This is a genomic window from Pseudomonas sp. PS01298 (genome assembly GCF_029959745.1).
In the GTDB taxonomy this organism is placed as follows: domain Bacteria; phylum Pseudomonadota; class Gammaproteobacteria; order Pseudomonadales; family Pseudomonadaceae; genus Aquipseudomonas; species Aquipseudomonas aylmerensis.
This window is the reverse complement of sequence record NZ_JASCPP010000068.1, coordinates 1-25,258: the sequence shown is the minus strand read 5'-3', so window position 1 is coordinate 25,258 and position 25,258 is coordinate 1. Positions and strand designations below refer to the sequence as shown.

The following is a 25,258-nucleotide window of genomic DNA, read 5'->3' as shown; positions in this document are numbered from 1 at the left end:
GTGTATGTGGCTTGATTTACCGACCTTCCAGACGGTCGTGGCATCGACGCCGCTGGTGGCGATTGACCTGGTGGTGCGCAACAGCCGAGGCGATGCGTTGCTGGGCCTGCGCGTCAATCGCCCGGCCTATGGGTACTGGTTCGTGCCCGGCGGGCGTATCTACAAGAACGAAAGCCTCGACAACGCGTTTCGGCGCATCAGCCGCGACGAACTGGGACACCCGTTCGAGCGCGCCCATGCACGGCTGCTGGGCGTGTTCGAACACTTCTACGATGACAGCGTATTTGCCAACGCCGGGGCCGGGCCGGACACCCACTACGTGGTGCTCAGCTATTGCCTGGAGCTGGCTGACCACCAGACGCTGCAGCCGCCCACGGAGCAACACCGGCAGTATCGCTGGTGGCCCCAGGACGAACTGCGTTTCAGCCCAAGGGTGCACGAAAACACCCGCGCCTATTTCTGATTCTCCCGAGGATGCTCTGATGTTATTACCGGTGATCATGGCGGGAGGGTCGGGGTCGCGCCTGTGGCCGCTCTCGCGGCAGTTGAACCCCAAACAGTTCCTGCGCCTGACCGACGCGCACCTGTCGATGCTGCAGCAGACCATCGCCCGGCTGGAAGGCGCCAATGTCGCCGTGCCGCAGTTGATCTGCAACGAACAGCACCGTTTCCTGGTGGCCGAGCAATTGCGCCAGCTGGGCCTGGAGCACGCGAGCATCCTGCTTGAACCGGTGGGGCGCAACACCGCGCCGGCCATTGCGCTGGCGGCGTGCAAGGCGCTGGCCGAGGCCGAGGACCCGATCCTGCTGGTGCTGGCCGCTGACCACTTGATCGAGGATATCCCGGCGTTCCATGCCAGCCTCGAGGTGGCGCTGCCGCTGGCCCGCGCTGGCAAGCTGGTGACGTTCGGCATCACACCCACCCGTGCGCACACCGGCTACGGCTATATCGAGCGGGGGGACGAGGTAGGCGAGGGCGGTTACCAGGTCCGGCGCTTTGTCGAGAAACCGGACGCGGCCACGGCGGCAACGTATGTGGCCAGTGGCGGGTATTTCTGGAACAGCGGCATGTTCATGTTCCGCGCCAGCCGTTACCTGCAGGAGCTGGAGCGCTTTCAACCGGCGATCCTCGAAGCCTGCCGCGTGGCACTCGAGGGCGGCAGCCAGGACCAGCCGTTTACCCGGGTTCACGCGGCCACCTTCGCGGCCTGCCCGGATGATTCCATCGACTACGCCGTGATGGAGAAAACCGCCGACGCGGTGATGGTGCCGCTGCAGGCGGGCTGGAGTGATATCGGCTCCTGGTCGGCGTTGTGGGAGGCCAGTGAAAAAGATGCCAGTGGCAACGTCATACGCGGCGACGGGTTGACCCTGGATACGCGCGACAGCTACGTGCACGCCGACAGTCGGCTGGTGGCCACGGTGGGCGTGCAGGACCTGATCATTATCGAGACCAAGGACGCGGTGCTGGTGGCCCACAAGGACCAGGTGCAGCAGGTCAAGGCTATCGTCGACCAGCTCAAGCAGGCGGGCCGCCATGAGCACCTCAACCACCGCGAGGTGTACCGGCCCTGGGGCATGTACGACTCGGTCGACGCTGGCCCGCGCTATCAGGTCAAGCGCATCACCGTGAAGCCGGGGGCAAAGTTGTCGGTGCAAATGCACCACCACCGCGCGGAGCATTGGATAGTGGTCAGCGGTACGGCACGGGTGACCAATGGCGAGCAGACCTACCTGGTCTCGGAAAACCAGTCGACGTATATCCCCATCGGCCAGGTGCATGCACTGGAAAATCCGGGGGTGATTCCACTCGAGTTAATTGAAGTGCAGTCGGGCGCTTATTTGGGCGAGGACGATATTGTGCGCTTTGAAGACAAGTACGGCAGGGCCTGAAGTTTTCGACAATTAATAACATTTGCCCTGACGCCCATTGCTATCAATGCACACACTGCCGGGCGCTTCATCGCTAAAACGTTATTTTCAACTGAGTGAGCACGTTTTTATCCGTCTGGTGTGCGGTTTAGTTGAATGGCACTATCGGCCGGACTACTCACTGACGATAAGGAGTCTGTTATGAGAAAACCATTGGCTATTATGTTGCTCAGTCTCTTGAGTATGTCGGCGCTGGCTGCCGAGTTGCCGTTGGGCCTCGACACGACCGTGGTGGGTTCGGTGACGGTCGGCGAAACCCTGCTGATCGGCAGCGCGATTGTCGCCGGCGTGGCGGCTGCGTCCAACAGCGGCGGCAGTTCCAACGGTGGCACGACCACGGGCACCACCGGCACGACCGGTACCACGGGCACCGGCAACTAAGTTGTAGACCTTCCTTTTACAGGCCGCTTGGAATCCCCGTCCAAGTGGTCTTTTTTTCTTGTCGAATATCGCGAGTGTCCGAGCACTATGAGGCGTCTTTTTCCTGTTGCGGCCGTGGCCGCTGCATTGTTGCAAGGTTGCATGTTTGCCCCGGGCCAATATATGGATACCGCGGCAATGACCCAGGAGGGTAGCGCTGAAAGTAGCCGCGTGGAATTAATTCCGATCACCCCAAAGTTATTGGCCATGGACGCCGCCACGCGCGAGCCTTATTCATTACCCAAAGAACTACTGGATTATAAACCGGCGCCTTATTTGATCGGTCCCAATGACGCGTTGTATATCACGGTCTGGGACCACCCCGAACTAACCGCGCCGTCCGGCCCGCAACAGCAGATCGATGCCAACGGCCGGCTGGTCAATCCGGATGGCAACCTGTTCTACCCGTATGTCGGTGAAGTGGTTGCCAAGGGCCGGACCCTGGCCGCGCTGCGCAGCGAGATCACCGAGAAGCTGCGTCAATACATCGACAGCCCGCAAGTGGATGTCAGCGTCCTGCGCTTTGCCAGCCAGCGCGTGGTCGTGACCGGCGCGGTCGCCAAGGCCGGGCCGGTGCCGATCACCACGATCCCGATGAGCGTGATGGAGGCGGTGGCCACCTCGGGTATCGACCCGCAGAATGCCGACCTCTCCAACCTGACCCTGACCCGTGGCGGCAAGCGCTACACCCTCGACCTGGACACGTTGAACAAGGACCCGTCGCGCCTCAACGATATCTACGTCAAGGACGGCGACCAGTTGTACCTGCCCTACAACGACCGCAAGCGTATCTACGTGATGGGCGAGGTCATGCAGCCCCGCGCCCTGAGCTTCAAGACCCGCAGCATGAACCTCTCCGACGTGCTGGGCTCGGCGGGCGGGGTCAACCAGAACACCTCGAATGCCGACGCCATCTACGTGATCCGTGGCGCACAGAACATCGAGGTGGAGCCGGCCAAGGTGTTCCAGCTGGAAGCCGCGTCGCCCTCCGCCATGGCCCTGGCCACGCGCTTTGATGTGCAGCCCCAGGACGTGGTGTTTGTCGGCCCCGCCAATATCACGCGCTGGAACCGTTTTATCAGCCAGTTGCTGCCGTCCGCTTCGATCATTGGCATCGGCGCTTCCACTCAAAACAACCTGAGCGAAGCCAGCAGCCGATAAGGTGGACCTTGCGTGAACAGTCTGAAGCGTACGATTTACGCGTCTACGGCGTGGTTACTGTGTGCCTGCAATCCACTGATGCAGGCCTCGCTCGATACCTTCAAGGCGGCGGCTGGCGGGCCTTCGCCGCTGGTGGTGAGCCAGGCCCAGGTGGACGCCGTGCCCTTTCCCCAGATCAAGGTCACCACGGTGTCCAGCGAAGGCGTGATGGCGCTGATTCGCCAGCGCGGCGACCTGCAGTTCTGGGTCGCTTCCGGCAAACAGGTGCTGCTGATACGCGATGGCCTGGTGGTGCGTACGGTCGGCCTGGGCGCCGATCTGGATGGCACGCGCTGGCAAGGCCGGTCGCCGTTCCAGCAGGGCTTGCACCGCGTGCCCGACGGCTATCGCAGCACACGCCAGATCGATGTGGTCGAGGGCTATCAGTTGGGGATCACGGTCACCAGCCGCTTTCAACGCCGGGGCATCGAGACCCTGGAGATCCTCGACAAACCCTACGCCTTGCTGCGCATCGATGAGGACATCGAGGCCCAGGCCCTGGGTTTTCATGCGCGCAATCGTTATTGGGTCGACCCGGTTGACGGCGCGATCGTGCAGAGCGAGCAGCACCTCACCCCCCGTTTGAGCCTGACCATCACCCAACTCAAACCCACCCGCAAGGAGGCGCCATGACGCTGCGCAGAAGATGGGCCCTGGCGGTGCTGTGGAGTTGTGCCACGGCTTGCCAGGCAGCGGTGACCGTCAGCGGAGAGGTGCGTGACACGCAGCCCATCAGCTGGCAACCGGGTATGCGCCTGCTCGACGTGATGACCGCCGCGCAACCGGATGCCCAGGGCTATTGGCTGGCGGCGGCCTGGCTGCACCAACCCTTGCTGGAGCGCCAGGCACGGCTCAAGGCCGGCGTGCTGTTTGACCTGGACACCCTGCGCCGTGCCGCGTTGGCGGCCGGGCGTGAGAGCCGGGCGCGGGCAGCGGCGCAGCTGTATCGACAGGTACTGGCGCTGCCGGTCACCGGTCGCCAGATCGCCAAGCTCGACCCGGTGGCAGTGGAGGTCGGCTTTGCGCCCAACCTGCCGGTCAGTGAGGGTGATCGCCTGATCTACCCGTCACGACCCGACACCGTGCGCGTGTTTGGCGCCGTCGTCGCCACCTGCACCTTGGCATTCCAGCCGATGCAACTGGCGCGCGCTTACCTGCGCGCCTGTCCGGCCCTGGCAGAGGCGGATGCCGACCAGGTGTGGCTGATCCAGCCCGACGGGAATGTCACGCGCCTGGGCGTTGCCCCCTGGAATCGCGCAGACGGCCTGCCGCTCGCGCCCGGCAGCACGCTGCTGGTGCCGATCCGCAGCGATGACCTGGACCCGCCCACGCCCGAGCTGAACCCGCAACTGGCCGAGTTTATTGGCACCCAACCCCTGGCCGAGGTCTCGCCTTGAAATTATGTATTGCAGCCGTGCTGCTGGTGCCGTGTGGCGTCGTGCATGGCGATCCCCGTTATACCCAAAGCGATTTCGGCGGCGTCGGGCTGCTGCAAACGCCCACCGCCCGCATGGCGCCCGCCGGCGAACTCAGCGTGAACGCCAACCGGACCGAGCCCTACAGCCGCTACAGTTTTTCCGCGCAGCCGCTGGATTGGCTGGAAGGCACCTTTCGCTACACCGCGATTACCAACCGCCCGTATGGCGCCGAGTCGTTCAGTGGTGGCCAGAGTTACAAGGACAAGGCGGTCGATGCCAAGGTGCGCCTCTATCAGGAAAGCCACTGGTTGCCCGAGGTGGCGCTGGGGCTGATGGACCTGGGCGGCACCGGCCTGTTCTCCAGCGAATACCTGGTGGCCAACAAGCGCTACGGCGACCTGGATTTCAGCGCCGGCATCGCCTGGGGCTACCTGGGCAGTCGCGGCGATTTCGGCAACCCGCTGGGGGCGGTGGACGACAGTTTCAACACGCGGCCCACCGCCGAAGGCTCCGGCAGTTTTTCCAACGGCTACTTTCGCGGCCGCCCCGCAGTGTTTGGCGGTGTCGCCTACCAGACACCCTGGGCGCCGCTGAGCCTCAAGCTCGAAGTGGAGGGCAACGACTACAAGCACGAGCCCCGCGACAACCACTTTCGCCAGGACTCGCCGATCAACCTGGGCATGGTCTACAAGCTCGCTGACTCCATCGACGTCAGCGCCGCCTGGGAGCGTGGCAACACCGCCATGTTCGGCATCACCTTGCACACCAATTTCGTCAGCCGCAAAGCGCCGGGCAAGACCTACGATCCACCGCCGCCCAAGCTGCCGACGACGCCGCCCACCACGCCAATGGACCAGGTCGATTGGGCCGCCGTGTCCCAGCGCCTGCATGACAACGCCGGCTACAACGTGCAACGTATCGCCCAGCGCGGGCCGGAGTTGCTGGTGTATGGCGAGCAGCAGCGCTACTTCTACAGTGCCAAGGCAGTGGGTCGCGCCAGTCGGATCCTCGACAACAGCGTCAATGACCAGATCGATTGGTTCACCCTGGTCAGCGAGCGCTACGCCATGCCGATCGAGGAAACCAGTGTGCCGCGCAAGACCTTCCGCGAGGTGGTCGACAACCGCGAGCCCCTGGAGAACCTGCACCGCCAGGCCGAAGTCAATCGGCCCAGCGCCACTCCACCGACCGTGCTCTATACCCAGCCATCCAAGCCCTTGAGCTATGGCTTGGGCCTGGGCTACAAGCAGAATGTCGGCGGGCCGGATGGCTTGCTCTACCAGGTCTCCGCCGACCTCGACGCCGAGTACCGCTTCACCCGCAATACGTGGTGGAGTGGCCTGCTCAGTGTCAACCTGCTGAACAACTACGACGGTTTCACCTACGACGCCCCCACTGGCCTGCCCAGGGTGCGCACCGACCTGCGCCGCTACATGACCAGCTCCGATGTGACCCTGCCGACCTTCCAGCTCAACCATGCGCAGCGACTCGACCAGGACCTGTACGGCATGGTCTATGGCGGGCTGCTGGAGTCGATGTATGCCGGGGTCGGCAGTGAAGTGCTGTACCGCCCGATGGGCCAGCGCTGGGCATTGGGAGCGGACCTCAACTACGTGCGCCAACGCGGTTTCGAGCAGGATTTCAGCCTGCGTGACTACCGCACCGTCACCGGCCATATCACCGGCTACAGCGAGTTGCCGTTCAACCTGCAGGGCGCATTGAGTGTCGGCCGCTACCTGGCCAGGGACTGGGGGGCCACCCTGGACCTGTCGCGCGAATTCAACAATGGCGTGCGGATTGGGGCCTGGGTCACGCGCACCAACGTGTCCAAGGAAGACTTTGGCGAAGGCAGCTTCGATAAGGGCCTCTACCTGTCCGTTCCCTTCGACGAGTTGATGAGCCTGTCGACGATGCGCCGCGCCAACCTGGTGTGGGCGCCGCTGACCCGTGATGGCGGGGCCAGGTTGAACCGCGCGTATTCACTGCATTCGATGACTGATGGACGCGACAGTGACCTGTTCTACAAGAACATCGACAAGATCACTGAGTGAGGCGGGAAGGGGGGCAGGATGCCCCCCTTTTTTTGGGTCAGTAGATGTCCTTGGACAGCAGCGTGAACGGCGTCTTGATCAGGATCTTGATGTCCAGCCACAGTGACCAGGTATTGATATAGCGCAGGTCGATGTCCACGCGCCGTTGCATCTTTTCCAGGGTCTCGGTCTCGCCCCGGCAACCGCTGACCTGCGCCAGGCCGGTGATGCCGGGCTTGATGCGATGGCGGGCCATGTAGGCGTGGATCTTCCCCGAGTAGTAGTCGTTGTGCGCAATCGCGTGAGGGCGCGGCCCGACCAGGGCCATATTGCCTTGCAGCACGTTGAACAACTGCGGCAATTCATCGATTGAGGTTCGGCGGATAAACCGGCCCACCGGGGTAATGCGCGAGTCGTTGCGGCTGGCCTGGCGTACCTCATGGTCGTCATGCACACGCATCGAGCGGAATTTCCACACCTTGATCACTTCGCCATTCCAGCCGTGGCGGTCCTGTTTGAAAATCACCGGGCCCGGGGAAGTGAGCTTGATCAACAGGGCGAACACCAACAACACCGGGCTGAGCAGCAGGATCGCCAGCAGGGCGATGCTCTTGTCCAGCAATGACTTGCTCAAGGCGGCGGTGGGGCGGCTGGTCAGCGGGCTTTCATTGAGGAAAATCGCCGGCAGCCCGTCCACTTCGGCCACGCAGTGATTGAGCAGCAGCATGTTGTTCAGGTCGGGCACCCAGATCACGTCCACGCTGATGTCCAGCAGGTTGAGGTACAGCGCCTCGATGTGCGTGGCGTCCTGCAGTGAGTGGGTGATATAGAGCCGGCGGATACCGTGCTGTCGGATCAGCTGGGGCAATTGCGGCAGGTCGCCGAGGATTTGCGCGGGTGCGTCAGCGGCGATCTCGCTGTGGCTGCCGACGAGGCCCACCAGCGGCGAGCGTTTCTGGCGCGAGAGGGTCTTGGCCAGATCCACGGCGAGCTTGCCGGTGCCGACAATCAGTGACTTGTGCCGTTCATGAAGTTGGCGGTGGTAATACCGGGAGGCACTGTGCAGCGGGATATAACACAGGGCAAGTAACGGGTAACTGACAGCCGCCCACAGTAATAACGTTTCCAGCGGGAACAGTTCGCTGGCGTTGCAAACAATGCCGACAACAAACACGATGCCCACGGTCAACAGCCACCCCATGAACAGTCGTCCCAGGCCTACGCCGTAATCATCTTTTTTACTGTAGACATCACACACACTGTACGCCGGGAGCGAGGCCAGAATGGTGAAGGCGGCGAGCACGCGGTAGTTATATTCAAGTTGTCCCGTCTTGAGGAAAACCAGCATAAACAACAGCGCAACGACCAGGCTTGATGCAAGCATCCACTGGCCCCAGAAGGTTAAACCCTTGGGGGTCAGGTTGCGATGCATTCTAGTGTTATTCAGCATACTTCTGCTCCCGGTGGTGACCACGCACGTGGTGGCAGGGTTTAATGAAAAAACAACAGGCACGCGCAAGCGCGTACCCATGAATGGTAATGAACGGCCGAGGGCAATGGCTGACGACTTATAACAAGGTCAGGTGCGTATTTATTAGAGGTGGGTGTTATAAAAGGGCAGCTGAGAGAGGCAGTAAATGGCAGGGTTTTTAATAGAGTCCGGGTGTTTTTTTATTTTAGCGACGCGCGGGAGTCAGCTCTAACGGCTTCTTGATTTTTTGCGTGAGGCAATAACCACGGTTCCTGACGGCGCGAAACAGGCGCTCGCCATCGTTGACCCGTTTAAACTTTTCCTGCAGTCGGCTCAAGCACATTTCGAGTCCCCGATACAACTCGGGTTCACGCCCTATATTACGGATCAACTCTTCTTTGCTGACCACGCGTTCTTCATGGTGCAGCATCTTCTTAATTAAAGCCGACTCAATGGTTGTCAATGAAATCCGCAGGCCACCTTTGACCAGGGTGCGGTCGTGCTGGGTCAGCAGCCAGAAATCCTGCGGGTGCAGTTGGGGTCTTTCGCTATTGATCTCCGTCGTTCGAGTGTGGGGCGTTGGCGGACTGTCCGGCGCCTCGGGCGCTGGCATTCTTGAAGCCTGCCGCGCAGTGTTAACCGGCTGTGCGTGCAAACCGAGGGAGTGGGTAATCACATAAGTATTGAACCGCGCGCGCGTCGGTTGTGGGTCGAGGAAAGATGACGTTTTAGGCGCAGTGAGTTCGTAATGGAATAACTCTGCATTGGGCGTGAAGTCCTGCAGCGCTATCGCAGGAAGTGTCGCAGTGAAGGCATGTTTCTTGAGGGAGCTCATAGTGTCCACCGATATCAGGAAGGGGCAGTTTTACAGGCAGTCAGCAGGGGAGTAATAACCGCCCTGAAAGTATTCGAACGGCAGGTTTTTAGCCAGCATCGCACTGTCGGCAAACTCGACCGTGTCGGCGATGAAGCGCACCCCGCTGGCACTGATCAGCGCCAGCATGCGGTCGTAGAGCCTGTCGAACAGGTCCGAGCGCGTATTCAGACTGAGCCTGAGAGCGGAATCCGGAAAAGGCATTTTTATATAGTCGTACAACTTGAGGTCGATCAGCAGGTCCCCAGGCTTTGTGTCGAGTCTGTAGTTGTTGTAGGCCAACGTAATACCACTGTGATCTTTCAACTTATATAACTGGCGCACCATGGCCCGGCGTTCGACCGGGCCGGGCAGGGCATCCAGACGGTTGTCGAGCGTGAGGGTGAGGGGCTGGCGATGTTTTTCCAATGACTTCGCGGTCTGGATAATTGCCTTGAACGTGTCTTCGTTCATCAAGGCCGCTTGCCCGATACGCAGGAACGCATGACGAACCCCTTGGCCTGCGACCTGGAGTGTCTTGCGTCGCGGGTTGATGCGCAGCAATGCCTCGCGCCAGGCACTTTCCGGCAGCGCGTCCTCACCGTGATGTTCCGCCCTGATTTCACTGCCCCATAAGGCATGACGACGGTCGACGATGGCTTGCCGGATGAGCGTGTAGCCCGTGGTAGTGGTACAGGGTTGGTGTTCGTTATTCACCGTGCGAACTCCCCTTGGCGGGCGGGAAGTCGCTGACGCAAATTAGACCCCGGCTTAGTTTGTAACCGTAACCGCGGATATTCTGGATAATGTTTTCACCGTAGTGCGCCTTGATTTTACTGCGCAGGCGACTGATGGATTTTTCCAGTGCGCGGGAGTCGTAGTACTTGGTATTAAGGCCCATGACGGCGGCGATCTCATTATGACTGAGCAGTCGGTTATGAATGAGCGCTTCGAGTACTTTCATTTCGACGAAGGATATTTCCAGCTTCTTGCCATCGCCGTAGATGCACATGCGGTCCTGGTCCAATACCAGTCCGCGATGAAGTCGCTCGCTCTCGTTGAGAAAGGTATCAAACAGGCTTATCTTTTTTTCCGCAGAAGTTTCCACGGCCTTGACGCAGTAATCCGCACCGGCCAGATAATATTTTGTTTTGCTCAAGGTCGAGGCAAACGTAACGACCACAAATATGGTCGAGCCCGGGTGCTCTTCGCGGGTTTTTCTTATTATGTCCAGGGTTTGCTGGCTGGCGGAGGGTGTATCGATTTCTATAATGATGGCACGGTAATGTCCGTGGTGTTGCTGAGGGTCAATTAGTTGTCCGTAGCAACGTGTATCGACTTTTAAATTATTCGCTACAGTGCGAACTAAAAGCGCCCGAAAGTCCTCCGATTTCGATTGAGTCCGGGCAATAGCGAGGACGTTGGAAAAATGCATTACCCTACTCCCTTTTCCGGCATGCAGGCCGTCAGTTCAATCGCTGCTAGCGTTTAGATACTAATCGAATTGAATACGCTAAAACGTGACAAATTTTAACATTCGCCACTTTGTTTTTACGAGCGAGGAGGGCTAATAGGCACAGTTTGTGAAGGGGGTGTGCGGACTTACACATATGCTAGTGCAAATTTTTAATCGCCTATAAGTATTTTAGCCCAAACGATTTTTTTGATTGCACGCGAGGTTGGCCATTGCCTTTCCCAGGCGCCGACGCCACCAGGCCAGGCGAGCACCAGGGGTGAGAAGGGTTCCCATCGCGCCCTGGTGTTTGACCGCCGACAGTACCGTCGGTGCCTCACCGTCTTAGCTGTATTTCGCCCTCGATGCACCCCACCAGAAACTCCATCACCACCTTCACCAGCGGCGAGCGGCGCATATCGGGGTACACCGTCAGCCAGATATCGCGCTGCGGACCCTCGGTCGCCGTGGGCAGCTTGACCAACTGCGGGTCGTGATCGCCCACCAGTGTCGGCAGCACCACCACACCCACTGCGGCCCTGGCTGCCATTTGCTGGGTGATCAGCTCGCTGGCGGCAAAGGCAATCTCGCGCGGGCCGCGCAGTTGGTGCATCCATGCCTGTTGGGGCAGGTGGTCACGGCTGCTGTCGTAGGCAATGAAGGTCCACTGTTCGGTGGGCAGTTGCTGGAACGTCGGCGGGCCGTACAGCCCGAAGCGCACCACGCCGACCTTCCTGCGCACCAGCGCGTCTTCATCGGGACGCAGCGTGCGCAGGGCGATATCTGCTTCACCCTTGTCCAGCGCGGCCAAGTGGGTGGAGGGCATCAGCACCAGGTTCAGTTGCGGATACTCGGCACGCAAGCGCGCCACATGCGGGGCGATGCAGTAATTGGCAATGGACGGCGGGCAGCTGACCCGCACCGTGCCTGCCATTTCGATGGACGCCACTCGCGACAGGCGCAGCACCTGGGTCGCCATCTCGTCCATGCCGGCGGCCAGTTCGGCCAGCGCCAGGCCCTGGGCGGTAAGAGGGCGGCTGCGCGGCAAGCGGTCGACCAGTTTCACGCCCAGGGCTTTTTCCAGGGCGTCGACCCGACGGCCGACCGTGGCGTGCTCCACCTGCAACTCGCGGGCAGCGGCCGACAGCGACTGGCTGCGGGCCAATACGGTGAAGTAATACAGATCCTGCCAATCGAACATCGGGTTATTTCCGCACAGAGGCTGGGACGGTTTGGGGAATATTCCAACGGATTGCGTCCTTTTACCATGGCCGCTTCCCCGTGCACATGGAGTTGTTCCTGGATGAAAGCCATCACCTTGCAAACCTACGGCGGCCCGGATGTCGCGCAACTGCAGCTGGATGTGGCCAAGCCGCTGATACGCGCGGGCCATGTGTTGATCAAGGTGGCCTGCGCCGGGATCAATTTCATGGACATTCACACGCGTCAGGGCAAGTACGCCCAATCAGTCACATACCCGGTGCGCCTGCCCTGTACGTTGGGCATGGAAGGCGCCGGTGTTGTGGTGGAAGTCGGCGCGGACGTGCATCACTTGGCCGTGGGCGACCGCGTGGCCTGGTGCATCGCCTGGGGCGCGTATGCCGAATACGCGCTGGTGCCGGTCGACAAGGTTGCGCAGATACCCAGCGCGATCACCTTCGATCAGGCTGCGGCGGCGATGTTCCAGGGGTGCACGGCCCACTACTTGATTGAGGATGTGGCCCGTTTGCAGGCGGGCGACACCTGCCTGGTACACGCCGCGTCGGGCAGCATCGGCCAGTTGCTGGTGCAGATGGCCCGGCACGTGGGGGCGACCGTGCTCACCACGGGCAGCACTGCACAAAAGTGCGCGATTGCCCGGCAGCGCGGCGCCCACCTGGCCTGGACCTATGATGACGGCGGCTTTGTCGAGCGTGTCCTGGCAGCCACCGACGGGCAGGGCGTGGACGTGGTGTTCGATTCCCTGGGCAAAAGTACCCTGCGTGACAGCTTCCGCGCCTGCCGTACACGCGGACTGATCGTCAATTACGGCAATGTCTCGGGCTCGCTGACCGACCTCGATCCGATTGAGCTGGGCGAGGCCGGTTCGCTGTTCCTGACCCGTCCACGGCTGGCCGACCATATGGCCGACGGTGCGACGGTGCAGCGCCGCGCCAATGCGGTGTTCGCGGCAATGCTCGAAGGGTCATTGAGCGTGGAGATCGAAGGCTACTACCGCCTGGAAACCGTGCAGCAGGTGCATGCGCGTATCGAGGCTCGGCAACAGATCGGCAAGGCGGTGCTGTGGGTGGACCGCGACTTGGATTAATGACAGGCAAAAAAAAACCGGCTGATCAGGCCGGTTTGGGGTTCCCGCCAACAGCGCGGGATTATGCGTTGTTGCCTTGCAGACGATCCGCACCGCCTTCAGCCAGGCCACGTTCCTGCAAGCGATCCGCACCGCCTTCAGCGAGGCCGCGTTCCTGCAGGCGATCCGCACCGCCTTCCGCCAGGCCGCGTTCCTGCAAGCGATCCGCACCGCCTTCAGCCAGGCCACGTTCCTGCAGGCGATCCGCGCCGCCTTCGGCCAGGCCACGTTCCTGCAGGCGATCCGCACCACCTTCCGCCAGGCCGCGTTCCTGCAGGCGATCAGCGCCACCTTCAGCGAAACGGTTGCCTTGCAGGCGGTCCGAGCCACCCTCTGCAACACGGCTTTCGATCAGGCGATCCGCACCGCCTTCAGCGACGACAGGGTGAGCAAATGCGTTTGCAGCGAGTACCGAGAAAGCGAGGCTAAGCAAGATTTGGCGTTTCATGTGAGTGTGCTCCGAGTGTTTTAGTTGGGTTGTTGCCGGTATGGGTTTGATGTTACGCGTTGGATTTTTTAAGAGAACTTCATTGGGCTGATGGTGACTATCGACGCCAGCGATGGCCCGCTTGCGCGGACCTTCGCCGAGCCGGTCATGGCATCTGCGGCAGCTCATTGGGGCGCAGGTCGAACACCAGCACTTCGGCATCCTCGCCGTGGCCCAGGCGGATCTGCCGCTCATCCCGCACGCGGGCGCCGTCGCCTTCCTGCAAGCGCTGGCCGTTGACCTCAACGCTGCCTCGGGCCACATGCACGTACACATGGCGATCTGGCGGCAAGTCCAGGGTGGCGCTTTCGTCAGCGTTGAACAGCCCGGCATACACCCGTGCGTCCTGGCGCACGCTGAGGGAGCCGTCGGCTCCGTCCGGCGAAATGATCAACTGCAGGCGTCCGCGTTTCTGCGCTGCGCTGAAATGCTCTTGTTGATAGCGCGGCTCGGCACCGGCCACGGCGGGCACGATCCAGATCTGCAGGAAGTGCACGCCACGGCTCTGGCTGTGGTTGAACTCGCTGTGGGCCACACCGCTGCCGGCGCTCATCAATTGCACATCGCCGGGGCGGATCACCGAACCGGTACCCAAGGTGTCCTTGTGTTCCAGGGCGCCTTCGAGCACGTAGGAGAAAATCTCCATGTCGCGGTGCGGGTGCTGGCCGAAGCCCTTGCCGGCGGCGACACGGTCATCGTTGATCACCAGCAGGTCGGAAAAACCTTGCTCGGCGGGGTTCCAGTAGTTGGCGAACGAAAAGGTGTGGAACGACTTCAACCAACCGTGATTGGCGGCGCCGCGTTCCGAAGCTTTGCGAAGGGTCAGCATGGTGGTGTCCTCAAGTGAGCGCGGGCTGCGAGATGCAGGGCGCTGGCGTTGAGAAGAAGGTTACTGGTTACCGTTGGATTCATTAAGGAGATGAATCCTGAATGACTGTCGCCTTGGGGTTGACAGTAATCGACGTGCCATAATGGCTGACGCTTTCCCTTCCTTATAGGTCTCCCGCTTGATGAAAACCGTGGCCATGGCGCTGTTTCCGGACTTCCTCCTGCTCGACATGGCAGGGCCGCTTGAGGTGTTTTCCATCGCCAACCGCTACCTGCCTGCGGCCGACCACTACCAGATACTCACCATCGGCACCGAGCCTGGCCCGTTGCGCGCCTCCAATGGGGTGGTGGTGCAGGCCGACCTCCTGCTGGGCCAGGCGCACGCGGCCTACGACCTGCTGCTGGTGCCCGGCGGCCCCGGTGCCTATAACGAATGCCATCCCGCGCTGTTGCCCTGGCTGCAAGAGGCCGCGCCGCGTGCCCGGCGCTTTGGGTCGATCTGTACCGGAGCGTTTGTGCTGGGGCATGCCGGTCTGCTCGATCATCACCGCGTGACCACCCATTGGCACTACACCGAGCGCCTGATCAAGGCCTTCCCCAAGGCCATCGTCGAGACGGACCGCATCTACCTGCAGGACGGGCGATTGATTACCTCTGGTGGGGTCACGGCCGGTATCGACTTGGCGCTGTCGATTGTCGCCCAGGACCACGGCAAGCAGGTCGCGGTGGACGTGGCCAAGGTGCTGCTGGTGGTAATGAAGCGCCAGGGCGGCCAGGCCCAGTTCAGCCCGATGACAGCCGCCGTCGCGCCGCAGGAAACCGCGATCACCCGCGTGCAGCAGCACGTCCTCGACCACCTGGACCAGCCCTTCAGCATCGAGTCGATGGCCACGCTGGCGGGCATGAGTGCGCGCCACTTCGCGCGGCTGTTTGCCAAGGAGGTGCAGATGACGCCCATGGCCTTCCTGCAGGGCGCGCGTATCGACCGCGCCCGCCAGCTGCTGGAGGCCACCGACCTGCCGCTGAAGACCGTGGCCTTCCACGCAGGTTTTGGCAGCGTGCGGCATATGCGTTTTCTGTTCAGTGAAAAGCTCGGTCTCAACCCGACCCAATACCGGCAGCAGTTCAGTTAGCGCCAGGATGTCCGTCTCGCGCACTCGAATGTCCGTGTCGCTCCCCGTGCCAGCATTGTCCTGTCATCGCCAAGTGGCAAGATAGCCACAGGCCCATGGAACAGGACGCGCAAACGCCCAAGGCCGGGTGTTCCAGCGCGATGACAGCGATGAACAACCTTCAGGCGATGGATGCGAACGGCACGGTGCGTTTCGGTGCCTATGCCTTTCACCGGCAACAGCGGCTGCTCAGCAAGGCCGGGTGGCCGGTGCCCTTGGGCGGCCGCGCGCTGGATATCCTCGCGGTGCTGCTCGAGGCGCCCGGGCAGTTCATCAACAAGGCCACGCTGATCGAGCGCGTCTGGCCGTGCAGTGTTGTCGAGGAAAGCAACCTGCGCGTGCACATCGCCGCCTTGCGCCGTGCCCTCGACGGGCAACGCTGCATCCTCAACGATCCCCAGCGCGGCTACTGTTTCATTGCGCCGGTGCACGGCGAGCTGTCGTCGCAGTTGCCCCGGCACAATTTGGCCACGCGGCTCAGCCCGGTGATGGGGCGCGATGAATTGCTTGGCGTGCTGGTGCGGCGCCTGTCCGGGCAGCGTCTGATGACCCTCACCGGCTGTGCCGGCGTCGGCAAGAGCACCCTGGCCCTGGCGCTGGCCGAGCGCGTATTGCCACGCTATCGCGCCGGCGTGTGGTGGGTGGACCTCGCCACCGTGCAGGCGCCGACAATGCTGCTACAGCACCTGGCCACAGTGCTGCATCTGGTACCCACCCGTAGCCCCGTCGAATTATGCCGCCAACTGGCGGGCCGGCAGTTATTGCTGGTGCTCGACGGCGTTGACCCGCTGCTGGGTGCGTGCCGGCATCTGGTGCGCGCGCTGCACGAGCAGGCGCCGCAGGTCAGCGTGCTGATCAGCAGTCGCGAAGCCTTGCACGTGTCCGGCGAATGGGTGCTGCGCGTGCCGCCGCTGGCGGTGCCTGCACCGGCGGTATTGGGCAGCGTCGACCACGCGATGGCTTGCCCGGCGGTGCAACTGTTCGTCGCCCGCGTACGTGCCAGTCAGCAGGACTATGATTTACGCCCCCAGGACCTGGCCCCCCTGCGCGACATCTGCCGACGCCTCGACGGCCTTCCCCTGGCCCTGGAACTGGCGGCAGCCCAGGTTGACGCCCTGGGCGTGCGCGGTTTACATGCGCAGCTGCGCAGCGGCATACAGACGCTGAGCCGCGGTCGACGCACGGCCGTGGAGCGCCACCAATCGCTAACCGCTGCCCTGGACTGGAGCTACGACCGCCTGAGCCTGCCGGAGCGCTGGCTGTTCCTGCAATTGGGCTTGTTCAGAATGGCCGTGACCTTGCCGTCCTTGAGCGTGCTGGTCGCCGGCACCGAGCTGGAACACGCCGACCTTGCCTACCTGCTGGCGCGACTGGTGAGTACCTCATTGCTGAACGTCGAGCCGGGCCCGGGGCCCGCGCGTTATCGTTTGCTCAACAGCACCCGCAGCTACGCCCTCGCGCAGTTGCGCGATCCGGCGCAGGTGGCACGGTTGCAGCAGGGGTATGGGCATTATCTGGGGGCGTTTTCAGGCCGGACGTTTGTCCTGCAACTCGTCGAGCAGGCGGCGTACGCGCAGTAGGTCGCGGGTGGCAAAGCCTTCGGTAAAGCGCCCGTAGACTGAACCGAGCAGATCGCGCGCAGGCTGCAGGCGACCTTGCTGCTGCCAGCGCTGCGCCAATGAGGTCGCGCAACGCAGTTCCCAGGCCAGCGCGCCTTGCTGGTTAGCCAGGCCGAGGGATTCGAGCAGCAGCGCTTCGGCGGTGCCGGTGTCGGCCATGCCCTCGGCGTGCACGCGGATCACTTCGGCGGCGCACCAGCCGGCTGCCCCCGTGCGGGCGCGTTCGAAGGCTTGCTCATCGACGACACGCGCGCCGAACGTGATCAGGATGTCGTCTATCAGCCCCAGGCCCTGCAGGTCCTGGTGGCCGGGAATCCCGGCGTAGTGCCCCGCCCAGGTCTGGAACAACTGCACCGAATGCTTGTGGGACTGCTCCAGCAGCAGCGTCTGCAGGCGCTGCGCCGCCTCGTCATCGCCGTTGTAGCGGGCGATGACCACGCCGGCCAGGGCCAGGGTGTAGCAGATCGACGTGCCGTGATTGATCTGCAGCGCCAACTCCAGCGCCTGGCTGGCCACGGCCCAGGCGCGCTCGGGAAAGCCCTGCAACCACAGGATGCGCGCCAATACCGTCAGTGAGGCGACGCTCTGGTCATATTGCACGCCCAAGCGATAGGCAAAGCGATTCAGCGAGCCGCTGTGCGCCATGCGCTGGATGACCTGTTCGGCCGTGTGCCGGGCGAGTGCCTGGTTGCCGGTGTAATGCTGCGCCAGCACGTGCAGGCGCTGGGTACTCAGCTCCAGCAGCGGCTCGGTGCGCGGGTCGAGGTGGTCGAATTGCACGCTCAGTGCCTGTGCCTGGCGATAATGGCCTGCGCACAGGTTGACCGCCATGTGGCCGGAGACCGCGCGCAATTGGCCGGCGAGGTCCTGGCGTTCCTCGGCCAGTTGCCTGGCGCTGGCAAACGCGGCGATGGTCCGCGGTGCGCCGCCCAACGCGTGATAGGACAGGCTGCCCAGGGCCAATTGCAGCTGCATCGTCAATTGCGTGCAGGGCGCACTGGCCTCGGCCATCAGCGCCAGCGCCTTGTCGACATACACCGCATGCTCCCTGACCAGCGACAACTCTTGCCACAGCGGCATGGCGCTGACCGTCAGGCGGATCGCCAGCAGGTGTTCGCCGCCCTCGGCAAGGCCCCAGTCAAGCGCGGCACGCACGTCCTCGCGCAGTGGCGCGTAGCGGTCGAGCCACGGTTGGGTCGCGATCAACTCCCAGTCGTCCTGCGCTTGCTCCATCAGCGTCAGGCAGCGCACCGCATGGCGCTCGCGCGTGGCGTGCAGCTCGTTGGCAAGGCTGAGCTTTTCCAGGGCGTAGGTACGGGTGATGTCCAGCAGGCGATAGACCATCTCGTCATCGCCCGGCTCCACATTGAGCAAGGATTTGGCCACCAGCTGGGTGATCGAGCCCAGTACCTCGGCCGGTGCAATCTGCTCGCCGGCAATCACCGCCGCGGCGCTGGCCAGGCTGAAACCGCCACGGAACACCGCGAGGCGACGCAGGCACACCTGCTCGCACGCGGTCAGCAGGTCGAAGCTCCAATCCAGCGTGGCGCGCAAGGTCTGATGACGGGGCAGGGCGCTGCGCCGGCCACGGGTCAGCAGGCGGAAGTTGTCTTCCATCTGCACCAGCAGGCGCGGCAGGCCGAAGCGTTCGATCTGCGCCGCCACCAACTCGATTGCCAGCGGGATGCCGTCGAGGCGCTGGCAAATATCAATCGCCAACGGCAGTTCGGCTTCGCTCAGCTCAAAGCGGTCCTGGTGCGACATGGCCCGCTCGATCAGCAATTGCAGGGCCGGGTAGCCCATGGCCTGGGCGCGATTGCCGGTGGCGGGCGGGCAGGCCAGGGGGTCGAGGCGTTGCACCGACTCGCCCTCGGCGCGCAGGGCTTCGCGGCTGGTGGCCAGGATGTGCAGCCGGGGCGCATGGCGCAGCAGGCTTTCGCTGATCAGCGCGATGTCGTCCAGCAGGTGCTCGCAATTGTCGATCACCAGCAGCCACTGGCGTTCCTGCAGGCGGCGCGCGAAGGTGTCCAGGGGTTCATGCTCGACGTGTGTGAGGCCGAGCAGGGCGGCGAGGTTGGGCAGGATCAGTGCCGGTGCGCTGAGGGGCGCCAGGTCCAGCAGGTGGATGCCGTCGCGGTAATGTCCGATCAGCAGTTCGGCCACGCGCAGTGCGACGGTGGTCTTGCCGATGCCGCCGGCGCCGGTCAAGGTGATAAAGCGCTGTTGCGGCAGCTGTTGCACCAGTCGGTCGATCAAGGCCTGGCGGCCGATCACGCGGGTGCGCCGCAGTGGCAGGTTATGGCCCTGTGCTTGCGGAGTGCCATCAGCCGGAAAGGTCATCGGTTCGATGCTCAGTGGCGCAACAAAACTGTAGCCACGCTGGGCCACCGTGACGATATAGCGCTGCCCGGCCTGGCCGTCGCCCAATGCCTTGCGCAACGCGGCCATATGCACCCGCAGGTTGCCGTCTTCCACCACGCTGTGCGGCCAGACCCGGGCGATCAAGGCCTGCTTGCTCACCACGTTGCCGGCCTGCTCCAGCAGGATCAGCAGGATATCCAGCGCGCGCCGGCCCAGGCGCAATGGCTGACCGGCCTCCAGCACCAGGCGTTGGCGCGGGTGGACGCGGTAGGGGCCGAAATGTACGGCCTGGTCGCTGGGGTCGCTCATGGCGCGCCATGCTCGGAAAGAGGAGTGCGGCCAGCATAGGCCAGGTGCGCCGCCACCACTAGGCCGCGATCACGTCGGGCTTGTGACGCAATTGGTGATTTCGCCAGGTCATCGGGTTGACGCCTTCGCTGCGGGTGAACATATGGCAGAAATGCGCCTGGTCGCAGAAGCCGCATTCGAGGCTGATCTGCGTCAGGCTCAGGGCGGAACCGGTGATCAGTTCCTTGGCCCGCTGGATGCGCTGCTGGCGAATCCATTCCTGCGGCGACAGCCCGGTGGTGCACTTGAACGCGCGGGAAAAATGGCTGCGTGACAGCGCGCAGGCCTGGGCCAGGTCGGCGATCGCCAGGCTTTCGCCGAGGTTGGCGAGGATCAATTGCTTGGCAATGCGCTCGCGCCGGGGGCAGAGGCCGCCGGTCGCGGGCAAGCGGGGAGCACAGTACTCAAGTCGGGCCATGACAGATATCCGCAGTCGATGGGAGCGTTCCCGGTGAATGGATGCAGTGTAGACCGCTGCATTCTTGGCGCCGGACCGTCTGGCTGACGAGTTAATCGTTGTTAATTTTGCCAGCTCAGGCGGAAAAAACCGGCGGAAAAGACAGCACAGCCATGCAATACCACGGGTGGCTTGCGTGCTTATCTGTGGGCCTTTCAGCCGTTTGGATTGCCCCATGAACCGCAACGACCTGCGCCGCGTCGACATGAACCTCTTGGTGATTTTCGAAGCACTGATGTTCGAGAAGAACCTGACCCGCGTCGCCGAAAAGCTCTTCATGGGCCAACCGGCGGTCAGTGCGGCACTCGGGCGCCTGCGCGACCTGTTCGACGACCCGTTGCTGCTGCGCAACGGCCGGGGCATGGAACCCACGCCACGGGCGCTGGCGATACTCAAGGAGCTGCAACCGGCCATGGACACTATTTCCGGCGCGGTCAGCCGCGCCAAGGATTTCGACCCTTCCACCAGTTGCGCGGTGTTTCGCATCGGCCTCTCCGACGACGCCGAGTTCGGCCTGTTCCCGCCGTTGCTCAGCCAACTGCGCGAAGAGGCGCCGGGCATCATCGTGGTGGTGCGTCGCGCCAACTACCTGTTGATGTCGTCGCTGCTGGCCAGTGGCGAGATCACGGTGGGGGTGAGCTACACCACTGAATTGCCGGCGAATGCCAAGCGCAAGAAGCTGCGCGATATTCCCTGCAAGGTGCTGCGCGGCGACGCCGGCGTGGCACCGCTGACCCTCGACGACTACTGCGAGCGGCCCCACGCGATGGTGTCGTTCTCGGGGGATTTGAGCGGCAACATTGACCTGGACCTGGCGCGTATCGGCCGGGCCCGCCGGGTGGTGCTGGCGGTGCCGCAGTTCAGTGGGTTGCGCGCGCTGTTGGCGGGCACGCAGATCATCGCCACAGTGCCGGATTACGCGGCCTGCGCGTTGACCGAGGGCACATCGCTGCGAGCCGAGGACCCGCCGTTTGCGATAGAGGCAGCGGAGCTGTCGATGGTGTGGAGCGGGGTGCATGACAATGACCCGGCGGAGCGGTGGTTGCGGGCGAGGATTTCGGAGCACATGGCGGGGGCTTGATTGAGGAGGTGGGCCCAGCCCACCAGGAATTGGTCACCCATTCTTCCCCGGAATTGGATATTCCTCCCACCACCTCCGGTCACTAACCTAGCCATCAACCCCCACCGTTCCGGAGAACCACCATGCAAGCGCGTACCGATTTCTACACCGCCTCCCCAGACGCCATGAAAGCCATGCTCGCCCTGGAAGCCGCTGTCGGCAAACTGTCCATCGAGTTGCCCCTGCTGGAACTGATCCGCCTGCGTGTTTCGCAGATCAATGGCTGTGCCTTCTGTCTCGACATGCACACCGCCGATGCCCGCAAGGGCGGTGAGACCGAGCGTCGCCTGTACACCGTGTCGGCCTGGCGTGAAACGCCGTTCTTCACCCCGCGTGAGCGCGCCGCACTGGCCTGGGCCGAAAGCCTGACACTGCTCAGCCAGACCCACGCGCCGGATGAGGACTTCAATGCACTCGCCGCCGAGTTCAGCGCCCAGGAGCAGGTCGACCTGAGCGTGGCCATCGCCACCATCAACAGCTGGAACCGCCTCGCGGTGGGTTTTCGCAAGATGCCCAAGTAAGCCTTAGAAATTCACCGAAGCACTCAGGCGCGCCGTCAGTGGCGCGCCCTGGAACAGATAGTCATCGCCCATGTACTCGCCCGCGTCGCGCCAGTAGCGCTTGTCGAACAGGTTGTCGACGCTCAGGCGAAACACCGTCTCGTAGCCGTCGACCTTGGTGGTGTAGCGGCTTCCGACATTGACCACCGCATAATCCCCGACCTCCACATTCCCGGTACGGTTCGCGTACTTCTTGGCGCTGTACTGCACACCGCCGAGCACGGCCAATCCATTCACCCACGGCAACGCATAGTCGGCGTACACACTGGCGCGCAGCTTGGGTACGTTGATCGCCTGGTGGTCTTCGTATTCCGGCGTACCGCTGCCGGTCACGCGCGCGCGAATCGCCGCCACACTGGTCGCGATCTGCAAACGGTCGGTGGCCCAGCCGTTGGCCGACAACTCCAGCCCGGTGTTCTTCTGCTCGCCCTGTTGCACATAGATGAACTGATCGGCGCCTTCCGGCTTGGCGTACTGGTAGGCCTGGCGCGTCTGGAATACGGCAGCGGCGAAGCTGATGCGGCGCCAGTCGTATTTCACCCCGGCTTCGATCTGGCGCGAAACGGTCGGCGCGAGGGTTTCACCGTCGTTGGTAGTTGTCCACGGCGCCTGGCCGCCCAGGGACAGGCCTTTGCTGTAACTGGTGTAGAGCGAGATGTTTTCGACCGGCTTGTAGATCAACGAAGCCTGCGGCAGGAACACGTATTGCTGGGTGTGGCGAACCTGGTTGCCAGTGGTCCCGTCGAAGGCTTTTTCGTCCAGGCGCACTTCACGGCCGCCGAGGATGGTTTGCCATTGCTCGTTGAAGCGGATGCGGTCGGTGACGAACAGGCCGTACTGGCGGCTGTCGAGGTTGCGATGGCTGTCGTTGAGCGGTTTGTCGGTGGGGGTGAACGTCGGAGCATCGACGTTGATATTGGTGCTGCCGATGTACTCGTTGACCGACTCGCGCTTGTCGACCACCCGGCGAAAGGCGCTGGTGCCGAAGGTCAGTTCATGGCCCAGGCTGCCCGTGTCGAACAGCCCGGTCATGGCCGCCTGCACCTCGTCGTCGCGGCGGGTGTCGTCGGGGCTGCGGTAGTCGTAGACGTCGTAGTCGCCAGTGGGGCTGAAGAAGGCGGTGCCGCAATCGGTCACGTAGAAGCAGCCATAGGCAAACGAACTGTAGTCATCGATCACCACTTTGCTGCGCGCCGCGCTGAGGTTGCCTTTCCACTGGTCGCTGAAGCGGTATTCGAACTTGCCGTTGAGGTTCAGTGAATCGATGCCCACCTGCTTGGAACCGCTCTGGTGCCCGAGCAATTTTTTCGGTGACGCGCCATGTGGCACTTCGGAGCCTCCCAGCAATTGGTAGCCGGGCACCGAGCGTTGCTGCTTGTCCTGGTATTCCGCATCCAGCTGCAGCACGGCGTCGGGGCTGATGTTCCAGTCAAAGGCCAGGGACACGAAATCGCGCTGGCCATTGGCGTGTTCCACATAGGAATTGAGGTCTTCATGGGCGACGTTGGCACGCAGGCCGAATTGCTGCTCGCTGCCGAACCAGCCGCCGACATCGGTAGCGATATAACCGCTGCCGCGATCATCGGTGGACACCGTCACCTGGCGCACATCCTCCGGGCGCTTGGTCACGTAGTTGATCACGCCGCTGGGCTCGGAGATACCGCTTTGCAGGCCCGCCAGGCCCTTGAGCACTTCCACCTGCTGCTTGTTTTCCAGGGCGACGTTCTGCTCGCCGGTGATGGTGCGCCCGTTGATCTTGTAGCTGCTGGCAGCATTCAGCGAGAAGCCGCGCACCACAAAGTTTTCGTAGTAGCCGATGGGCGCATAGCTGTCGCCCACCGAGGCATCGTTGCGCAGCACTTCACTGAGCAGGCGCGCCTGCTGGTCCTTGATCATCGCGGCGTTGATCACCGTGATCGAGGCGGGCGTGTCCAGCAGCGGCGCCTCGTCGAAGCCCCCGACCGAGGCGGTTTCAGCGCGATAGCCGGACTCATCCTGGCCCTGGACCTGCACCGCTGGCAGCTCCAGCTCCGCCGCCAGACTGTGGCCGATGCCGCCACTGAGCAGCAGGCCGAGGGCAAAACGTGAAGTGACGACGGGACGAAAACGCAAAACCATGGGGGCAGGGCCTTAAAGCGCAGGGCGGGGGGCGCATAAGCTAGGCATAAGTGCGTACTTTTACAAGTTTTCGAGAATGATTCGCACGCTGAGACATCCCGTCTCAGCCCCCACGCCAATCGCTGCGCGCCTCGACAGCCGCCCCGGCGACCTGCGATAGACAAGGCTTCTCTCATCATTGCAGGAGATCGTCATGGGGATTGCTGGAAAAATCGCGCTGGTCACCGGCGCCGGGCAGGGCATTGGCCGGGCCATCGCCCTGCGCCTGGCACAGGACGGTGCCGACATCGCCCTGGTGGACATCAATGGCGCCAAGCTCGAAGCCGTAGCTGCTGAAGTGGTCGCCCTGGGACGCAAGGCCTCGGTGTTTGTCGCCGACGTGTCCAAGCGCGAACAGGTGGTGGCCGCCGTCGAACATGCGCACCAGACCCTGGGTGGCTTCGACATCATCGTCAACAACGCCGGGGTGGCGCAGATCGATTCGCTGCTGGACGTCAGTCCGGAACAGGTCGAACGCACGCTGGGCATCAACGTGCAGGGTGTGTTGTGGGGAATCCAGGCCGCCGGCAAGAAATTCAAGGCGCTCAAGCAGAAGGGCAAGATCATCAACGCGTGCTCCATCGCCGGCCATGAAGGCTTTGCGCTGCTCGGGGTGTACTCGGCGACCAAGTTTGCCGTGCGCGCCTTGACCCAGGCGGCGGCCAAGGAATTGGCCAGCGCCGGGATCACGGTCAATGCGTACTGTCCGGGCGTGGTGGGCACCGATATGTGGGTCGAGATCGACAAGCGCATGGCCGAGATTACCGGCGCTGACGTCGGCGCGACGTACAAGAAGTACGTGGAGGGCATTGCCCTGGGCCGCGCGGAAACGCCGGAAGACGTTGCCGGGCTGGTGGCCTTCCTGGCCGGGCCGGATTCGGACTACATGACCGGCCAAGCCCCGTTGATCGACGGCGGGCTCGTCTACCGCTGACGTCCTTGGCTGACGCGTTCAAAAATGTGGGAGCGGGCTTGCTCGCGAAGGCGTTGTATCAGACAGCCTATCTGTTACTGACATACCGCCTT

23 protein-coding genes are annotated in these 25,258 nt (G+C 62.8%); 13 read left to right on the top strand and 10 right to left on the bottom strand.

What is annotated here, in order from left to right:
* Window positions 1-4: 4 nt before the first annotated feature.
* The 7 genes from QMX97_RS21270 to QMX97_RS21240 all read left to right on the top strand — a co-directional run bounded on the left by QMX97_RS21270 (window position 5) and on the right by QMX97_RS21240 (window position 7,020).
* Window positions 5-463 carry a GDP-mannose mannosyl hydrolase gene (locus QMX97_RS21270; RefSeq protein ID WP_282397555.1) on the top strand — a complete coding sequence of 153 codons (459 nt, stop codon included), beginning with the start codon at window positions 5-7 and terminating at the stop codon, window positions 461-463.
* Window positions 464-482: 19 nt separating this feature from the next.
* Window positions 483-1,892 (top strand): mannose-1-phosphate guanylyltransferase/mannose-6-phosphate isomerase, encoded by a 1,410-nt coding sequence (locus tag QMX97_RS21265; RefSeq protein WP_213550797.1) that lies wholly within the window; start codon window positions 483-485, stop codon window positions 1,890-1,892.
* Between the two features lie 180 nt (window positions 1,893-2,072).
* On the top strand, window positions 2,073-2,312 hold the full coding sequence (locus QMX97_RS21260) for a hypothetical protein (RefSeq protein WP_213550795.1): 240 nt from the start codon (window positions 2,073-2,075) through the stop codon (window positions 2,310-2,312).
* 87 nt (window positions 2,313-2,399) lie between these two features.
* On the top strand, window positions 2,400-3,512 hold the full coding sequence (locus QMX97_RS21255) for a polysaccharide biosynthesis/export family protein (RefSeq protein WP_120448297.1): 1,113 nt from the start codon (window positions 2,400-2,402) through the stop codon (window positions 3,510-3,512).
* A gap of 12 nt (window positions 3,513-3,524) precedes the next feature.
* Window positions 3,525-4,184 carry a YjbF family lipoprotein gene (locus tag QMX97_RS21250; protein ID WP_282397554.1) on the top strand — a complete coding sequence of 220 codons (660 nt, stop codon included), beginning with the start codon at window positions 3,525-3,527 and terminating at the stop codon, window positions 4,182-4,184.
* Window positions 4,181-4,948: a capsule biosynthesis GfcC D2 domain-containing protein gene (locus QMX97_RS21245; protein WP_282397553.1), complete on the top strand. Its 768-nt coding sequence runs from the start codon at window positions 4,181-4,183 to the stop codon at window positions 4,946-4,948. Before QMX97_RS21250 ends, QMX97_RS21245 begins: the two co-directional genes overlap by 4 nt.
* The gene (locus QMX97_RS21240) at window positions 4,945-7,020 is read left to right on the top strand and encodes a YjbH domain-containing protein (RefSeq protein WP_282397552.1); all 2,076 of its coding nucleotides are present in this window, start codon (window positions 4,945-4,947) and stop codon (window positions 7,018-7,020) included. Before QMX97_RS21245 ends, QMX97_RS21240 begins: the two co-directional genes overlap by 4 nt.
* Window positions 7,021-7,057: 37 nt before the next feature.
* Here the strand turns inward: QMX97_RS21240 and QMX97_RS21235 are convergent, their stop codons facing one another.
* The 5 genes from QMX97_RS21235 to QMX97_RS21215 all read right to left on the bottom strand — a co-directional run bounded on the left by QMX97_RS21235 (window position 7,058) and on the right by QMX97_RS21215 (window position 11,977).
* Window positions 7,058-8,449 (bottom strand): undecaprenyl-phosphate glucose phosphotransferase, encoded by a 1,392-nt coding sequence (locus QMX97_RS21235; protein WP_257235942.1) that lies wholly within the window; start codon window positions 8,447-8,449, stop codon window positions 7,058-7,060.
* Between the two features lie 226 nt (window positions 8,450-8,675).
* Window positions 8,676-9,305 (bottom strand): winged helix-turn-helix domain-containing protein, encoded by a 630-nt coding sequence (locus QMX97_RS21230; protein ID WP_282397551.1) that lies wholly within the window; start codon window positions 9,303-9,305, stop codon window positions 8,676-8,678.
* Window positions 9,306-9,335: 30 nt separating this feature from the next.
* Window positions 9,336-10,040 carry a hypothetical protein gene (locus tag QMX97_RS21225; protein WP_213550785.1) on the bottom strand — a complete coding sequence of 235 codons (705 nt, stop codon included), beginning with the start codon at window positions 10,038-10,040 and terminating at the stop codon, window positions 9,336-9,338.
* Complete coding sequence (locus QMX97_RS21220; protein WP_120448302.1) at window positions 10,033-10,758, bottom strand: winged helix-turn-helix domain-containing protein; 726 nt, start codon at window positions 10,756-10,758, stop codon at window positions 10,033-10,035. The genes QMX97_RS21225 and QMX97_RS21220 overlap by 8 nt, the downstream gene beginning before the upstream one ends.
* Window positions 10,759-11,113: 355 nt before the next feature.
* Entirely contained in the window at window positions 11,114-11,977 is an 864-nt protein-coding gene (locus QMX97_RS21215; RefSeq protein ID WP_282397550.1) for a LysR family transcriptional regulator, read from the bottom strand.
* Window positions 11,978-12,079: 102 nt separating this feature from the next.
* Here QMX97_RS21215 and QMX97_RS21210 point away from each other — a divergent pair, with 102 nt between their 5' ends.
* Window positions 12,080-13,084, top strand: coding sequence for a quinone oxidoreductase (locus QMX97_RS21210; RefSeq protein ID WP_282397549.1), 1,005 nt, complete (start codon window positions 12,080-12,082; stop codon window positions 13,082-13,084).
* Window positions 13,085-13,145: 61 nt separating this feature from the next.
* Here QMX97_RS21210 and QMX97_RS21205 read toward each other — a convergent pair whose 3' ends face one another.
* Both QMX97_RS21205 and QMX97_RS21200 read right to left on the bottom strand, forming a co-directional pair.
* A complete protein-coding gene (locus QMX97_RS21205) occupies window positions 13,146-13,571 on the bottom strand; it encodes a hypothetical protein (protein ID WP_201144119.1) in 426 nt (141 codons plus the stop codon).
* A gap of 145 nt (window positions 13,572-13,716) precedes the next feature.
* On the bottom strand, window positions 13,717-14,439 hold the full coding sequence (locus tag QMX97_RS21200) for a pirin family protein (RefSeq protein WP_065906226.1): 723 nt from the start codon (window positions 14,437-14,439) through the stop codon (window positions 13,717-13,719).
* A 181-nt stretch (window positions 14,440-14,620) separates the two neighbouring features.
* Here QMX97_RS21200 and QMX97_RS21195 point away from each other — a divergent pair, with 181 nt between their 5' ends.
* Window positions 14,621-15,571: a GlxA family transcriptional regulator gene (locus QMX97_RS21195; protein ID WP_065906227.1), complete on the top strand. Its 951-nt coding sequence runs from the start codon at window positions 14,621-14,623 to the stop codon at window positions 15,569-15,571.
* Between the two features lie 95 nt (window positions 15,572-15,666).
* Window positions 15,667-17,190, top strand: coding sequence for a winged helix-turn-helix domain-containing protein (locus tag QMX97_RS21190; protein WP_282397548.1), 1,524 nt, complete (start codon window positions 15,667-15,669; stop codon window positions 17,188-17,190).
* Here QMX97_RS21190 and QMX97_RS21185 read toward each other — a convergent pair.
* Together QMX97_RS21185 and QMX97_RS21180 are read right to left on the bottom strand one after the other, a co-directional pair.
* Entirely contained in the window at window positions 17,137-19,899 is a 2,763-nt protein-coding gene (locus tag QMX97_RS21185; protein WP_282397547.1) for a winged helix-turn-helix domain-containing protein, read from the bottom strand. The two genes, QMX97_RS21190 and QMX97_RS21185, sit on opposite strands and share 54 nt — an antisense overlap.
* Before the next feature lie 58 nt (window positions 19,900-19,957).
* Window positions 19,958-20,356 (bottom strand): AraC family transcriptional regulator, encoded by a 399-nt coding sequence (locus QMX97_RS21180; RefSeq protein WP_065906233.1) that lies wholly within the window; start codon window positions 20,354-20,356, stop codon window positions 19,958-19,960.
* 214 nt (window positions 20,357-20,570) lie between these two features.
* Between QMX97_RS21180 and QMX97_RS21175 the strand changes: the two genes are divergently transcribed.
* Both QMX97_RS21175 and QMX97_RS21170 read left to right on the top strand, forming a co-directional pair.
* Window positions 20,571-21,476, top strand: coding sequence for a LysR family transcriptional regulator (locus tag QMX97_RS21175; RefSeq protein ID WP_106804244.1), 906 nt, complete (start codon window positions 20,571-20,573; stop codon window positions 21,474-21,476).
* Window positions 21,477-21,598: 122 nt separating this feature from the next.
* Window positions 21,599-22,036: a carboxymuconolactone decarboxylase family protein gene (locus QMX97_RS21170; RefSeq protein ID WP_065906237.1), complete on the top strand. Its 438-nt coding sequence runs from the start codon at window positions 21,599-21,601 to the stop codon at window positions 22,034-22,036.
* A 3-nt stretch (window positions 22,037-22,039) separates the two neighbouring features.
* On the opposite strand, the gene QMX97_RS21165 is transcribed toward QMX97_RS21170, so the two are convergent.
* The gene (locus QMX97_RS21165) at window positions 22,040-24,193 is read right to left on the bottom strand and encodes a TonB-dependent siderophore receptor (protein ID WP_282397546.1); all 2,154 of its coding nucleotides are present in this window, start codon (window positions 24,191-24,193) and stop codon (window positions 22,040-22,042) included.
* A gap of 193 nt (window positions 24,194-24,386) precedes the next feature.
* On the opposite strand from QMX97_RS21165, the gene QMX97_RS21160 reads away from it, so the two are divergent.
* Entirely contained in the window at window positions 24,387-25,166 is a 780-nt protein-coding gene (locus QMX97_RS21160) for an acetoin reductase (protein WP_120448310.1), read from the top strand.
* Window positions 25,167-25,258 lie beyond the last annotated feature (92 nt).